The following is a 15,778-nucleotide window of genomic DNA, read 5'->3' as shown; positions in this document are numbered from 1 at the left end:
ACCAAAATTTTATTCCTGGGTCTTATTGAACCGAACTTATTTGAAGTAAATACACTTAATTAACAGCATAACAGGAATTTAAACAATTGTTTAATTTTTTTATTTTTTTTTGAAAGTAAGGTCAGTCATTTTTAAATTCATCCAAAATTTCTATTGAGTAAGATTCATGAAAAAAGATGCACCATCATGATGCATCTTTTTAATCTGTAAAGATTTGTTCTTCGAGATGACACCATCATCAATGAACCGGAAGAGATTGTATGTAATTGGGAATTCTCTTTAAAGTATCTGTCAGGACGGTATCCTGCCCATCAATTCCAAAACTTTGCTGATTCAATGTGTAAAGATGAGCTTTATACTCTTTTTTCTGATGCTTGTAAAAGTCTTTGACTGTTGAAGGATTCTCTTTGTAAATAACGCTGATGAGGCTATCTATCTTCATTCCAAATGGTGCTTTTTTTGACACCAACCGCCAATCGTTTTCATTTAATTCCGCATTGGGAAAGGGGTTCAGATTTGTGGTTGGTATAGCTATGGAAGTTTCTGCCGCGATATGATCTGCAGCTATGGTCTCTGCCTTGTTATTTTCAGCAGCAACAACAGTTTCTTCACCTGAAAACCCAAGCATTTTTCCTTTATCCAAAAACACTAAACAAGAGGCAGCTCCGGCTGTGATTAGCAAAAGTAAACTCCAGAAGGCAATTTTATATCCGTTCAAACTGGTTTTCTTATTATCGTAGCTACTGTTTCCCATACTAAAGTCTTCCAGGCTGTTTTTCAGCTTAGGCTTTGAACTTTCCGGCTGGGACGGATAGGAAGATCCTATCGAGCTTACCATCCCGACATCTCTGCTGAGCCTGATCTTATCGGTAAATATTTTCCGGCTTTCCAGATGTTGCTTTCTTACGGTTTCTACTTTTTTATCTGATCTTAAACTACTGATCAGATCATCAATTTTTAAAGCATACTGATGAAACTCGTTGTTGATGACCGTGATTCCAGTTTTAGAATCGCTGATCTTCTTTTCATTTTCCTGATGTCGTCTTTCATTTTGGGCAATCTGTCTCTCTACCTCCTCAATAAGAGTCTTCTTGTCTCCCTGCAAATTTTCCTTTTCTTTCTCCAGGTCCTGGATGCAGCTATTCACCAGTCTTGATTTCTCTTCATCCGATTTTTGAATTTCCCGCTCAAATCCATTGACATCAACAATTTTAAAAATCCCTTTCAGCTGAACAAATTCAGCAACCTCACGACTTTCTGTGAAGTAGATCATATCATATGTATTGAGAAGGACAATGGCTTTACTGAACAAAGACGGCCATTTCGAAGAACCCGATTCGGTATATACCATCAGATAATCATTACCGGACTGAACCATTACCGGGCTCTCCACATCCCGTGCATTGAAACCTATTTTATCATAATCTTTGGGTTTATCAATGGAAAATTTATCCGAATGGTTAATGGTAATCGTCCCGTCTACCGCATTATGTTTTTCCAAATATTGATGAAATTCATCCAGAACATTTATAGTCAGACTTTCAGGGGCTATTTTATCTAAAAAAATAAGGCTCGATCCGATAAATGTACCGCCGCGCTGTGAGTTCTGTTCTTTTGCAAACGTGTATACCGTATACGAAATCAAATGGGAGCTGCCTGCCGGTTCTATGCGTATTCCATAGATTTTGCTGCCGGGGAAAAGCTTCACCGCATCTGTTTTTAAATCAAATGTTTTGATGTTTTTGGCTACATCCGCATTTCCGCCCAGAAAGTAAGATTGCCGGAAACCGTTCGGATTTCCAAAGGTGCCAAATGCCGAAAAAAAGTAAGTACTGCTCATCAGTTGCTAAAACTAAATTTTAAACGCTCCCAAAATGTTCCTTCATAATCCAGATCGTATCCGGTAATGCTTCTGTACAACCATTTGGATAACACTTCTGCCGTAGACAGATTAAGCAGGTTTACCCTTTCCTGTCCTACGGAATTTTGCACACTCCCAATGGTGTAATACGATTTACTTAGTCCATAGGTATTGATTCTCTGGGCTGTCATTGGTAAACGGTCGGAAATGAAACCTTCCAGTTCTTCCGCACTCTCAACATCCATTCTTCCGGATTTATCCCATTTGGAAATAATAAGGACTGCGTTGACTGATTTCAAATTCTTTCCTTTTCTTTCCAGTTCATCCAGAAATTCATTGATGAGACTATCTTCTCTATGCGCAGAATCATAGCTTGTGACGATAATGAAGGTAAGCGGCACATTGGCATTCAGAAATGATTCTATACTGCTGTGATAGCTCCCTCCCCTTCTGATCTCATTATGATTTTCTCCCGAGGTTTCCAAAAATGTAAGATCAATCGGAACTACTTTTTTAGATTTATTATTGGGTTCGAAAACGAGATCAAGACGCGTTACTTTATCCCTGGAGGTTCTGTTGGGAAGAATCCCCTGGCGTATGTTTTCAAAAAAGTCTGATAAGAGAACATTAGCTTCTTTACTATTGGGAGTTCCAAGTTTAGGCCTCAGTACGCCTGCATGAGATTTCAGATAGTATAACATGGAGGAAAGGATCACTGATTTTCCTGAATCTGCTGTTCCGAAGAAGAATACAAAATTGCTTTCTTTGTTTTTAATATCGTTGGATATGGTTCTGGATATAGGAACAAAATCTTCCTGGATCTGCTGATCATTGTCAAATGAAAGAGGTTTCAACATTTCTTCAGCCTCCTGATCAAAAGACAGCGGTTTAAATTTTTCGTTAAAATTATCCATGACTTAGTTATTAGGAATTAAAGTATTACCACTTCTTTTGTTATTGAACACACTCCCTCTGTTGTTTCTGTTGTTATCCTGACCTGTTACCAGCAAAATGATAATCACGATAACGAAATCCAGCAAGATACACCCGGCCAACACCACAAACTGATACATTCCGAAGTGTTTAATGGCATGTTCAAAGGCAAAGCCTATCTTTCCTACTTCCTGGGTCTGGGAAACGATGGGCTCAAAATGAATTTTTTCATTTCCTAAAACCGTCTGCGCCCTGCTCCCCAATTTATTGTACTCGGCAAGCGATTCATCGATGACACCCTGTGACAGGTCATCCTTTTCTTTTTTGGACAATAAAAGCAGATCCTGAATATTTTTATTCCACTTTAAAGCGGCGTTATTAAGATCTGTCTTCAAAGCTCTCTCTTCGGGAGAAAGATCGGAGATCATATTATCGATCTGGTGGCCCATTCTTTCGGAAAGATCTTCGTAATCGGTTCCTACGGGAGTGAGCAGATCTACTTTCTGGCCGGTCAGTTTTTCGATATCCCTGATCAATGATTGGGCACGGGTTCCTATTCCTTTGTTTCCGGGATCTTTGATCTGTTCCATCAGCTGCTTTTTCTTGATCTCGATATTCTGGGTGATGATTTTATTGTATTTATAGCTCAGCTTTGATTCTACATCATTTTCAAGCGCCATAAAGCTTTTGTTGATCTCCCGGAGTTCATCGGTATAGATATCCGTTTTCATAAATCTGGTGTACAAGGCATTAAAATTGGCGATAAAACAGAAAGAAGCGATAAACACATAGATTCCCACAAGGCTTCCCGTAGGTTTTCCTTCCAGTTTGGCATTTCGGATCATCCAGCAAAGAAATAAGAGCAGAAGCGACAATACAAGGGCGATCACAAATGATGCGGGCCCAAAGATCTGCTGCAGACCAAGCCATGTCTGATAAAAGCTGACACTGATGAGGAGCAGGGCAAGTACTCCTAAAAAAAGGTCTGCCGGAGTCGTTTTTTTATTCATAATGTTTGAGTTGTTTGTTTTCGTTTTTATAATGCCCGAAATTATAAACAACCGTAAAACAAAAATTACGGGAAGCCGTAAACGTTTCTTTTTCTTACCCGAGCAAAAGAAAAAATTTCTGAAAACACGTTGTGGGCAAAATATCCGTATGGAAAAGACTTTCAGACTTATTAGATTTTACAAATAAATACTATAGATATTAAATATAATACAAACTATTCCTTTTATCATTGGATTTAAAGCAACACAATACGTTTTAAAATCACTTTATCGTGATAAATATTTATTTTCAATAATAATATTTCATACTTTAGTGATAACTAAAACCATCAAAATTCAAAATTTATGAAAACATCATTATTATCCATGAAAAATGGCCTGGCAACAGCTATGGTATTGTTAAGCGGAATCGCCAGCGCACAGCAGTGGCAGGTTACCGGAAATGGAGGAATTACTCCAGCCAATTATGCAGGTACTGTAGATCCAAGGCCTTTTTATCTGAGAACCAACGGAGCTTCTTCCAACCCGGGACAAGCTATCCTTAATGAAGCGGGTTCATTTATCGTTGATGCAGTCAATAACTCCAATGTGGCGAAAGTAAAAGGAAGTATCGTTACGGGAAGCTCCAATATTCTTGGAGGGCTGGCCAGCAGTTCTATAGTAAGCGGCTGGGGAAATGATCTCACCAACGGCGGAGGCGCCAATATCGTGAGCGGACAGGATAACATTGTCCTGAATAATAGCAGCAAATCTGTAGCATTGGGCTGGAAAAACACTATCAGGAACCATAACCAATTTGCATTAGGTGTGGGCATCGATCTTAAAGATGTGTATTCCGGTGGGTTCGGGATTGATCTGGCCGCTACAGGAAACCGTTCTTTTGTGATAGGATCTGGAACGGGAGGAGTGAAACTGACGAATAATATTCCATTATCGATCATGTTTGGGTTATCTCCTACTTCAACGATGCTGATTAAAGATCAAAGTGTCGGCATTCTTACCTTATCTCCTACTGCGAACTTCCATACGGTAGGAACGGTAAGACATGAAAATCTGCCTACAGGAAGCGGCCGCGCCCTGGTTGTAGATCCAAGTGGAAATGTAATGGTTTCCAATACGCCACTCAACAGAACTGCTGCTTCAGATGAAACGATACAGCAACTGGAAGACCGTATTAAAAATCTTGAAAACACGGTAGAGGAACTTAAGCAGCTGCTGTTGAACAAAGGGACTTCATCTTCTCTTACTTCTTCTTCAGAGGTAGCCCAACTTTCTCAAAATGTTCCCAATCCTACCAAAAACGGAACGAGCATCGGCTATTATCTTCCCAAAAATGCCCAGGCAGCATCGATTGAAATTTATAACATTTCCGGTCAGCTGGTAAGATCTCTCCCTCTTCGCGAAAGAGGAAATGGAGCGGTTAGCCTTTCAAGTTCGGATCTTCCATCCGGTACATATGTTTATAAAATGACCACCGACGGAAAAGTAACGGGTTCCAAAAAGATGGTGATCCGGGATTAAATTCTTGATATATTATTTTCAAAAAAGACGGCTGAAGAGGGATTCTTCAGCCGTTTTTATATTATTATCTATTCTTCTTCAGAGACAGTAAGAAAATTTTCTTGAACAAATGATACAATATTCTTTTTCCATGCTGCTATATCAGTATGGGTAGATATAAAAGCGATTCCGCATGTATTATCTGATATACTACCTTCTTGGATAGGAGAATATCTTCCTCTGATCAGTTTTCCTTCTTCTCCCGGATAAACCAGGGCAGTTTTTGAAGCTTTATAATAATGATGATAAGCATACATTTGTCTCAGATCTTCAGGAGAAGGTCCTTTACCAGACAAATTTTTCCATTTTGTGTCAAGAACAACAGTATGCCCCTCCGATTCTAAAACAATATCCGGCTTCATTCTACTTTTAGTTCCAGTTTCTGACTTCCAGAATTCTTTTAACACCTGAGATCTTACTTTAAAATCCGTTGTTTTAAGCTCACGTTTTAAGACAACGTATACAAACTGTTCCCATAAGCGGTTCATATCAAACATTAAAGCCAATACATCATTCCTTCCCTTTGAAACATCAGGATGATAATTAAGCAATAAAAGCTTAGCAATTTGAAGTGCTTTCTCATAATGCTTATTTTTCCGGTCGTATACAATTTTATCAAAAGTAGATGCTATGATTTTAATATCATTCATCTCAGGAAAGTTCAGAAGCATCGCTCCTATCCTACTGTTCAAATCAGGCTTATTATTAGTTTGATCAATTAGTTTTAATGCTTTATAAAGGATGCAGTGTAATTTATGATTTACATCGTAATTTGAATATTTGACATAAAATCTTTCCTGGTGGACCAGGTTTTGTGATATGTGTTTTGAAAACTGTAATGATCCCTTTAGAGCATATAGGTTTCCTTCTTTCTTGTTGTATCTTTTGATAAGACCCCGATGAAGCAAATATTCCAGCTCCTTGATAAACAACTCAAAATACAGATCTAAAATCGAATTACTTTTAAGCTTTAGATCTGCACTACTGGAAATCTTAACTTCAAAACCCCAAACGGTTTTGATCATATCAATCAGAAGACTTCTCCACACTTCTTCACCGTTCCTATCTGCCTTCGGTAATATCTCAATAGTTGTATTCCCTACTTTTAAAACACCGACATGCTGATTAAATTCTACACCATTTCTGATCAGGCTAAAAAAGGGAGAAGAATCCCCATGATACTTTTCTAAAGCTTCATCAAGTTTAAGCTTTCTATGCTCTTCCGTAAAATAAAGCTTTTCATGTTCAAAAATGACAATTGGTTCTGCTGATTTCATCTAAAATACTACTTCATTAACAATTCTATAGCTCTAGCAAAATCCATTTTAGTTTCACCTTCCTGTAACTTTAGTATGTAGTTTGTATCCGGATTTCTATAATCTATAATTTCATAGGACTCTCTTTCTGAGTAATCGTTTTGGTAATCGAAATCTGCAAAAACCGACGAAGCATTTTCTTTCAGTTTTATAAATCCTCTCCCTAATACTAAACCTATTTTACCATAATCTCCGAAGAAATATTCCTGTAGCAGAGGAATTATATTTTTATAAAAGGAATTAATGATTGTCTGGTTGTTTTTTCCAATAAAATAAGCATGACCTATAGCATGATCTTTATCTATCAGTTTTTCAATCCTTTCATTGATTGTTGATAATAATTTCTGAAAGTCTATTCTACCGTAGTTAAACTCTTTAAAATACCCAGTCTTCTTACCTTTTCCATCATATTCTATCTCATCCCAGATGTGTCCTTTTTTGATTTTCAGATCTTCGGAAACTCCCAAAAGTTCAAAGAGTTTATTTTCTTCCGACATATAGTCTTTGTCGTCCCAGCTATGTTCTTGATATTCCCAGAACAGTTTTTCTATCATATCTGAAGGATTCAGAAGTTCCGGTTTCGGTAGCATTTCTTCAAAGGAAAATCTTCTTCTCAAAGCTGTATCCAATGCTTCCACACTGCGGTCGGCTGTATTCATTGTTCCAATAATATACAAATTGGATGGAACTCCAAATTTTTTCTTACTGTAAGGTAAGGTAATCTGTAAAGCTTCATCGTGACCTAAACGCTTGTCTTCTTCTATTAAAGTAATAAGTTCTCCAAAAATCTGGGAAACATTTCCTCTGTTGATTTCATCTATGATAAGTACATAAGGCAGAGAAGGCAATTTTTTTTCTACTATTTCATTGACCGGCTTTTGCTTTATTTTATTATTGATATAATTTAAAACAGACCAATAAGCCGTAGAGTTCGAACCACCAATAACTTCTCTAAACTCCTTATTTACATTTTTAATTACTGAAAGATCTGGAAACGCCTGACTTAGTTTTTCAGCTCTGGAATATGACACTGTATATATTTTAGAATCTTCCGAATAAATAGGTTTAAGTTGTAAGTTTCCTTTATCTGAAACATCTACTATCTTCAATCCGAGATCTGGAGTCTGGATCGTCAATACAAGAGGATTTTTATCTTCGAGATGTTTATTAACATCTTCCACAAGTTCACTCCAGGCATCATCAAATGTATAAGCCTCAATTGAACTTTCATTTTTAAATCTCGGCTTTAGAGCATCATTAGAAATTCTTTTGAAAATTCCTTCTTCAACTTCGTAGATCACTTTTTTAGTGCCATCTTCATTTTCTTCTATTTTAGGCTTTATTCCCTCAATAAAATCTTCATAGGTCATACTCTGATGAAACGTTGTGAAAACAATCCTGCCTTCATCTGATAGCCTTTTATATTCATCCTTTATTTGTTTTCTAGTATGATCTGATAAAATAAAATCGGGATTTGCGATTTGAACAGCTTTGTTGATTGTATTGTAAGTTTTTCCTGTTCCAGGAGGGCCATATAGGATTTGATTTAGCGGATGATGTATTATATTATCTTTTTTCTCACTCATTTTGTTAGATTTAATTTCTTTTATTTTGTCAATTAGTTTTTCAAAGGTCGCATCAAAAAGATCATCCAAAGCTACGACTACATTATCTACCAGATCTTCATCAGTAAGCCTGAACTTTGTCTGATGAGAAACAGAATTTCCATAATGCCACTTTTTCCATTCTAAATAATCAGGAAGATTTCCCAAAAGACCTCTCATCAATTCTGCATTTTCATCTCCATCTTCAAAGTGTAAATCAACCGATATACTATTTTTTTCCATTACAACTTCAAAATGCGCCCTCTTATCATTAAAATGTTGTTCTTTATCAAAAATCCAAATATGAGGTTTTCTACCTCCATGCAAGGGACCGAAATCGTAGCCTGACTGATTCTTTAAGAAAGATGTATTCTTTAAGGTTATTTATAAAAACTTTAAAATTTATTTGCTTTTTGTCCCATTCTTTTTTCTCATCATACATATGTGCCGCTATTAATAGCGTCTGATTTTCAGGATTTATGGTTTTATCTAAATCAGAAAATTTGTTCTTCAGTTCAACAACAAACGTGTTCATATCGTAAGGATGACGAAGATAATAATTAGATATAAGCTCCCTATGGCTCAATGCAATAGAATTTATATTATCTTTTGGATTAATCAACATATCCAGAGCATTTTTCACTGTTATATTGACCTCATCTTTACTGTATTTATAATTAAATGTATTGATAACCCAAGGTTTCATTCTGACCCCCGCTTTCGCCAATACTCTTTTATCTTCATACTTATTGTAAAAAGCTTTGTTTCTTGCGTGTACATCACAATAAGATATAATCTCAAAGAGCATTTCTTTCACTGAAAAAAATGTATGCCCTTCTTTGAGCTCAGAAAAAGAGTTGTAATCATCTAAAAGACTTCGCAACTCTATTAGCCCGTCATCCGATAAATGAATTTCCATCCATTTTTGTAAAGCATCTCTTCCTTTCTGAAAGTAATATTCTTCTGAATTAATAAGGTTTTTGAAATAATTTTGTATTGTTTCCGTAGGCATTAGATTTTCTTAGTATTTGGTTTTATGGGGTATCACAGAAAAACTCCGTGAGTAATTATATATTGCCAGCAAGTATACTGAAAATCTTTAATTCCTGCTTACGGGAAAACGTAATTTTCAACAAAAAGTCACTGTAACAATTGTCCATTGATCATCAGATTCTTATAAAGTAACTATACACTCTCCATCAGCCTCCGAAATTTGTTGCACTATCCTTTAGAAACCTCTACAAACCCCTCTTCCCCTCCATCCAATACGCCTGCGACCTGATACACTTAGCCTCAACTCCTTTTGCCTTAAGAAATTTCCGGATCACGGACATCGTATTTCCGTTGCCTGTAAGATAGAAAACCGCTTCGTTATTGTAAATGGCCTGCTTTTCTTCTTTTAAAAAGTCGTTTAAAGCTTCCATAATGTTCTGTATATCGTTTTTTGGAGCGTGATAGCCATACAGTTCCAGTTCTTTCAGCGCTGAAGGCTCTTCCAGCTCGTGAAGGCAGACAAATGAGCCACCGATCTCTTCCGCCGCTTCTTTGATGGACAGAGAGCTTCCTAATGAAGTTTCGTCGCCTATGGAGAAATGAATTTCCGCGTTGGGTTCAAAGAAACGTTTTCCTCTAGGCATTAAAATTTTTGTAGTGTCTCCTTCTGCAAGGTGATGGGCGAAACGGCTTCCGACGGAATCGGTATCGTGGAGATGAAATAGCACATCGAAAGTCCCTGTATGCTTATTAAAACTGAAGGGCGAATAATTACGGTAATCCCTTTCGTTGACTCTTATTCCAATCGCATAGGCAGGTTCAAAAGGAACATCTTCCAGATCAGACGCAAAACGGATGAGACGAAGATCTTTTGAAACGGGTTCGGTATTGATAACGGTGCATTCTTTGAATTTTGAGGACATGACATTTTCTAACGTGTCATTGATCCACTTAGGTAAGCTTGGCATAAATCATTTTAATGCAAAGGAAGCTTCAAAATGAAAACGGACCGATAGCCGTTTCAGGGAATTGATTGGACAATTCGCGGTTCAGGATCTATTTCCGGCTTTTATCCCGAAATTCTGACGGCGGACAGCCTTCCACTTTAGAAAATAAGCGGGAGAAATAAGCATGGTCGCTGTATCCCAATTCGTAAGCAATTTCCTTCACTGTCAAATGAGTGAAAGATAAGAGCCTCTTGGCTTCAATTAAAACCTCCTGATGAATCCAGTATTGTGCCGATTTTCCTGTGACTTCCCTGATAACATCTGTCAGATAGCCCCGTGAAATATTCAAAGCTTCGGCATAAGCGGATGGACTTTTCATGGTTTTAAATTCTTTCCTCACCAGAATCCTGAATGTTCTGGTCAGTTGAATTGCACGACTTTCATGAGATACTCCAAGGCTATTTTCCCCTAAAAAGATCATCGCATACATCCCCGAAAAAGCATTTATGAAAGACTGGATAACCAAAAAGCCTTCTTTACTTCCCAGTATTTCTTCCGTGCAAGACATCTGAAGCATTCCGGCACAGGTACTGAGTTTTTCAATCCAGTTTTTATCAACCGAAATGGGTTGTATATCCACCAATGACTCTTCAAAAACCGATCTTACAGCATCCGGCAGCAGGTCTGCTTTCACTGCCACAAACCACCCCGTGACGTCTTCCATCAGAATCCCTTCATGAACCTGTCCCGGAAGCAGAAAGAATACCGCAGCATCGCGCGATTCTACCACTTTAAAATCAACCATCATCCTGGCCCTGCCGCTTTCCAGAAAAGTAAAAATATAATGGCTGTCGCGATGAATCCCTTTGTCAAAAAGATTGTCTACTTTATTGATCGTCCGTTTTTCAATTCTTTCGATCAGGATACCATGCTGTGTGATACTGCTTAAATCGTAGGTGGGAATGGACTGTTTCATGGTACCTTAGCTTATCTGGCTTTTGAAAAGGCCATTTTTACGGCTAGATAGGTTAAGACGCTCGCCATAAACCATTTTTGCACTTTTACCCAAAAGGGATTTCCTGCAAAAAAAGCCGCTACTCTTGCTGCTGTCAGCACAATGATAAAATTAACACTGAAGCTTACAAAGATCTGAATAACGCCCAGTTCCAGACTCTGAGTCAAAACGGAACCATATTCGGGTTTAATGAATTGCGGGAAAAATGACAGGTAGAATACGGCCACTTTGGGGTTCAGCACATTCGTTAAAAAACCGACTGTGAAAAGCTTTTTAGGGCCGTCATGCGGGCTGTTCTTATCTACATCAAATATATTCCTGCTCTTTGGATTAATTGCCTGATAAGCTAAATATAAAAGGTAAACGGTTCCGAGTGTTTTCAGGACCGTATAAGCCAATGGAACCGCCAATAATACTGCAGTAAGGCCAAAAGACACCATAATAATGTGGAACAGAAAACCGCAAACAACACCTGCCAGTGAAATCAATCCTGATTTTTTTCCTTGTGTGATTGATTTTGAAATCAAATAAATCATATTAGGACCGGGGCTTATCACTAAAACGAGTGCAGCCAGAATAAAAAATACGAGTTCTTGAAGTGGAATCATCTTTTAATCAATTATTTAGTTAAAGAACATCTGCTGGAAAATCATTTTATTCCTGCCACTGAGGAATAACGGAACAAATATAAGTGATTTCAGGCTTATTTTTTATCTCATGTTTCGGATCAGATTCTCTCCGTTGATTCTTCTCATTCAAGTTCAAACAGTTAATTAATGATAAGATTACAATTAATTATAAGGCTGGTAACGGTATTTTGCTATTTTTGTATTCCCGAAAGGGGGAATTTTTACTTTTTTCAGAATAACCATACAAAAACTATGAACCAGATAACCCCATGCAGCATGCCTACCATACAAGAAAAAAGGCCAACAACTGAGGTCAGGATGATTTCAAACCTACCTTATTCTTTTATTCAAAGATCCGCAAAAGTATTTTCCGTTCAGGATATCGATGAGAAAATATTCCACCTTCAGGTCCATGATACCACTTTTTTTTAACCTGAACAGTAATATCCTAGGAATTTTTACGTTTGACAGGAAACTAATAATCATTTTACCTAACATAAAAAGTTTGATCCGTCTAATTTCCCTGTTCTGCATGATCAGCTTACCATCAATCCATTAAAACCTACTATTTGATAGATTTCTACTCCATTAAAATGTAAACTCAATGCAAAAATTGTTTTTTAAGACTGCCGTCACGGCCGCTGCACTCTGTTTCAGCTCCATGGCTCTGGCGCAGCAAAAGTACTCAGTAAGCGGTACTGTGAAAGACCACAAGAATGGCGAACTGCTGATCGGGGTTACTGTAAAAGTAAATGAAGACCCCTCGATTTCGGTGGTGGCCAACGAATATGGCTTTTACTCCCTTTCTCTTCCCGAAGGAAACTACACACTTATCGTTTCGTATCCGGGCTACCGTGATTTCGAATATGCTATCAAAGTGGAACAAAACACGAAGGTAGACCTTCCCCTTGACCAGGAGGATCAAAAAGTAGGAAAGATTGATGAAGTCGTTATTTCAGGGGTTAAAAAGAATAAAAATCTTACCACAGCCCAGATGGGAACTGAGACTTTAAGCATCAAAAATATAGAAAAACTTCCGGTTTTATTCGGGGAAAAGGATGTCATGAAAACGATACAACTTTTACCGGGAATAAAAAGCAACGGGGAAGGAAGCAGCGGATTCAGTGTGAGAGGGGGAGCCACAGACCAGAACCTGATCTTACTGGATGAAGCGCCTGTTTATAATGCTTCGCATTTACTTGGTTTTTTCAGTACGTTCAACAGCGATGCCCTGAAGGATGCGAGTATTATCAAAGGAAACAGCCCTGCTCAGTACGGAGGCCGCCTTTCTTCGGTGATGGATGTTAAAATGAAAGACGGAAATAATAAGGATTATAATGTAAATGGAGGAATTGGCCTGATCAGCAGCAGACTGAGCGTGGAAGGTCCTATCCAGAATGAAAAATCCTCATTTATCGTTTCAGGAAGAAGAACATATGCCGATCTGTTTCTTAAGACCTCCGATGATTATAAGGACAGTAAGCTGTATTTCTACGATTTGAATTTGAAGGCGAATTATCAGATCAATGAAAACAACCGTCTTTATTTATCCGGATATTTCGGAAGAGATGTTCTGGGACTGGGTGACACTTTCTCTACAGACTGGGGAAATACGACGGCTACGCTTCGATGGAACAGCATCATCAACAGTAAATTGTTTTCCAATACCTCATTCATCTATAGCAATTACAATTATAAAATCAGCCTTAAAAGCAATGACAATACTTTTGGTTTAGATTCTCAGATTGAGGACTGGAACCTTAAGCAGGATTTTACCTGGTTTGCAGGTAATAAACATTCCGTGCGTTTCGGGCTTCAGTCTATTTACCATACGATTACCCCAAGCAGTGCTTCTGGTACGAGTGTGAGCAGCTTCCCACGAAATCCGAGAAAATCATGGGAAAATGCGGTGTACATTAATGATGATTTCAAAGCCTCTGACAAATTTACTGTGAACTATGGTTTGAGACTTTCTACTTTCAGTGTTTTAGGTGGCGACACGTATAATACTTATGAAAATGGAGTCATTACGGACAGTCGATTTCTGGAAAAAGGCCAATTCGGAAAAACGTATTTTAATCTTGAACCGAGAATTACAGCGAATTACCGTATTAATGAAGTCAGCAGCGTGAAAGCAGGCTATTCCCGCAACACACAGAACCTTCACCTTCTGAGCAACAGCAGCAGCGGAAATCCTACGGACCAGTGGATCGGAAGCAGCTACAGTGTAAAACCGGAAATCGCGGATCAGATCAGTGCAGGATACAGCCGAAATTTCAATAACAATAATTATGAGTTGAATGCGGAGATCTATTATAAATCTATGCAGAACCAGATCGACTTTAAAAACGGAGCACAGATCTCATTTGATACGGCAGCTGATGTAGAAAGTGAATTGTTGTATGGTAAAGGAAGAGCTTACGGTTTGGAACTTATCGCCAAAAAGAAAAGCGGAAGACTGACCGGCTGGATTTCTTATACATTGTCTAAAACAGAGCGAAAAATAGACGGAATTAACGATAACGAGTGGTATAATGCGAGGATGGACAAAACGCATGACATCTCTATCGTTGCTACTTACGAACTGAATAAAAAATGGTCTTTATCGGGATTATTCCTTTACAGTACAGGAAATGCTGTTACTTTCCCTACCGCAAAGTATGAACTGAACGGACAGACTATATTTCAGTACGGCAGCAGAAATGCCGACCGTATGCCTTCTTACCACAGAATGGACCTGAGTGCTACGTATGAACCGGAGTCTACCAAACGCTTCAAAGGATCATGGTCTTTTGGTATTTATAATATCTACGGCCGTGAAAATGCTTATACCATCACGTTTGAAGACAATCCGAATAACCCGGGAACCACCCGAGCTATGCAAACTTCATTATTCCGTTGGGTACCCAATGTCACTTATAATTTCAAATTTTAGATCATGAAGAATATTATTTTTATCATATTAACGCTGTTTTTAGTCACTTCCTGTGAAAAGGAGATCGATCTTGATCTGGATGACAAAAGCGGAAACATTGTCATAGAAGGTAATGTAACGAACCAGCCCGGACCTTATTTTGTAAGAATAACAAAATCGGTAGCTTTTACTCAAAATAATCAGTATCCTGCGGTGACCGACGCTCAGGTGATTTTAAGTGACAACACGGGACAAACTGAAACATTACAATACGTAGGGGACGGAAAGTATAAAACCACCAATTTTACAGGGGTAACAGGACGTACTTATACGCTGAAAATACAGGCAGAAGGAAAACAATATACCGCTCAGAGTTCAATGCCTGAAGTGGTTAATTTTGACGGTCTGACACAGGATTCCTTTACTTTCGGAAGTGAGACCACCTATACCCTGCTTCCTGTTTTTACAGATCCTGTGGCATTAGGAAACCGCTATCTTTTCAATTTCACCATTAATAATATGACTAAAAAAACGTTTGAAGTATTTTCAGATAACGTTAATAATGGACTGGTGAATCAAAGACCTTTATTTCTCCCTAACGAGGATCAAGATGATGATCCTACCGACCATAAGGTAGTGCCCGGAGATACCGTTTATGTAGAAATGCAGTCCATTGATCACAACATATTCACCTATTATTCTGCTCTTCTGCAGATTTCAGGGGATGGAGGTGCTGGCGGAGGTGTAACGCCTTCCAATCCTCCAAGTAATATTGATCATGGAGCTTTAGGATACTTCTCTGCCCATACCACACAGAAAAAAAGTATTGTGATTCAGTAGATGACGATCACGATTGTATCAATAAAGGCTATTCCGACTTTGGGATAGCCTTTATTTTTTAATATAACGGAAAACTTTTTGATATTTCACAGGCTGTCGATGCCATCTTACACAATAAAAAATTTGAATTTCCACAAAAATAAAGGTTTCCGAACA

At 38.1% G+C, this 15,778-nt stretch carries 13 protein-coding genes; 4 read left to right on the top strand and 9 right to left on the bottom strand.

Annotated elements, in window-relative coordinates:
* Positions 1-238: 238 nt before the first annotated feature.
* From NZD88_RS00980 to NZD88_RS00970, 3 genes are read right to left on the bottom strand one after another with little or no spacing between them, the layout of a single operon-like run.
* The gene (locus NZD88_RS00980) at positions 239-1,840 is read right to left on the bottom strand and encodes a hypothetical protein (protein WP_259826722.1); all 1,602 of its coding nucleotides are present in this window, start codon (positions 1,838-1,840) and stop codon (positions 239-241) included.
* Positions 1,840-2,775 (bottom strand): hypothetical protein, encoded by a 936-nt coding sequence (locus NZD88_RS00975; protein WP_259826721.1) that lies wholly within the window; start codon positions 2,773-2,775, stop codon positions 1,840-1,842. Before NZD88_RS00975 ends, NZD88_RS00980 begins: the two co-directional genes overlap by 1 nt.
* A 3-nt stretch (positions 2,776-2,778) precedes the next feature.
* Positions 2,779-3,804: a hypothetical protein gene (locus NZD88_RS00970; RefSeq protein WP_259826720.1), complete on the bottom strand. Its 1,026-nt coding sequence runs from the start codon at positions 3,802-3,804 to the stop codon at positions 2,779-2,781.
* A gap of 345 nt (positions 3,805-4,149) precedes the next feature.
* Between NZD88_RS00970 and NZD88_RS00965 the strand changes: the two genes are divergently transcribed.
* A complete protein-coding gene (locus tag NZD88_RS00965) occupies positions 4,150-5,325 on the top strand; it encodes a T9SS type A sorting domain-containing protein (RefSeq protein WP_259826719.1) in 1,176 nt (391 codons plus the stop codon).
* 68 nt (positions 5,326-5,393) lie between these two features.
* Here the strand turns inward: NZD88_RS00965 and NZD88_RS00960 are convergent, their stop codons facing one another.
* The 6 genes from NZD88_RS00960 to NZD88_RS00935 form a co-directional block, all read right to left on the bottom strand.
* Entirely contained in the window at positions 5,394-6,641 is a 1,248-nt protein-coding gene (locus NZD88_RS00960; protein ID WP_259826718.1) for an McrC family protein, read from the bottom strand.
* A gap of 8 nt (positions 6,642-6,649) precedes the next feature.
* A complete protein-coding gene (locus NZD88_RS00955) occupies positions 6,650-8,527 on the bottom strand; it encodes an McrB family protein (RefSeq protein WP_259826717.1) in 1,878 nt (625 codons plus the stop codon).
* 70 nt (positions 8,528-8,597) lie between these two features.
* Positions 8,598-9,296, bottom strand: coding sequence for a hypothetical protein (locus NZD88_RS00950; RefSeq protein ID WP_259826716.1), 699 nt, complete (start codon positions 9,294-9,296; stop codon positions 8,598-8,600).
* 226 nt (positions 9,297-9,522) lie between these two features.
* Positions 9,523-10,245 (bottom strand): siderophore-interacting protein, encoded by a 723-nt coding sequence (locus NZD88_RS00945; protein WP_259826715.1) that lies wholly within the window; start codon positions 10,243-10,245, stop codon positions 9,523-9,525.
* Positions 10,246-10,333: 88 nt separating this feature from the next.
* Positions 10,334-11,200, bottom strand: a complete 867-nt coding sequence (locus NZD88_RS00940) for an AraC family transcriptional regulator (RefSeq protein ID WP_259826713.1) — start codon at positions 11,198-11,200, stop codon at positions 10,334-10,336.
* An 11-nt stretch (positions 11,201-11,211) separates the two neighbouring features.
* Positions 11,212-11,847 (bottom strand): LysE family translocator, encoded by a 636-nt coding sequence (locus NZD88_RS00935; RefSeq protein ID WP_259826712.1) that lies wholly within the window; start codon positions 11,845-11,847, stop codon positions 11,212-11,214.
* A 273-nt stretch (positions 11,848-12,120) separates the two neighbouring features.
* Between NZD88_RS00935 and NZD88_RS00930 the strand changes: the two genes are divergently transcribed.
* From NZD88_RS00930 to NZD88_RS00920, 3 genes are all read left to right on the top strand, one after another.
* Entirely contained in the window at positions 12,121-12,300 is a 180-nt protein-coding gene (locus tag NZD88_RS00930; protein WP_259826711.1) for a hypothetical protein, read from the top strand.
* Between the two features lie 172 nt (positions 12,301-12,472).
* The gene (locus tag NZD88_RS00925; protein WP_259826710.1) at positions 12,473-14,803 is read left to right on the top strand and encodes a TonB-dependent receptor; all 2,331 of its coding nucleotides are present in this window, start codon (positions 12,473-12,475) and stop codon (positions 14,801-14,803) included.
* A gap of 3 nt (positions 14,804-14,806) precedes the next feature.
* Positions 14,807-15,622, top strand: coding sequence for a DUF4249 domain-containing protein (locus tag NZD88_RS00920; protein ID WP_259826709.1), 816 nt, complete (start codon positions 14,807-14,809; stop codon positions 15,620-15,622).
* Positions 15,623-15,778 lie beyond the last annotated feature (156 nt).

Source organism: Chryseobacterium pyrolae (assembly GCF_025153485.1).
GTDB lineage: Bacteria > Bacteroidota > Bacteroidia > Flavobacteriales > Weeksellaceae > Chryseobacterium > Chryseobacterium antibioticum.
This window is presented reverse-complemented; position numbering and strand designations above follow the sequence as displayed.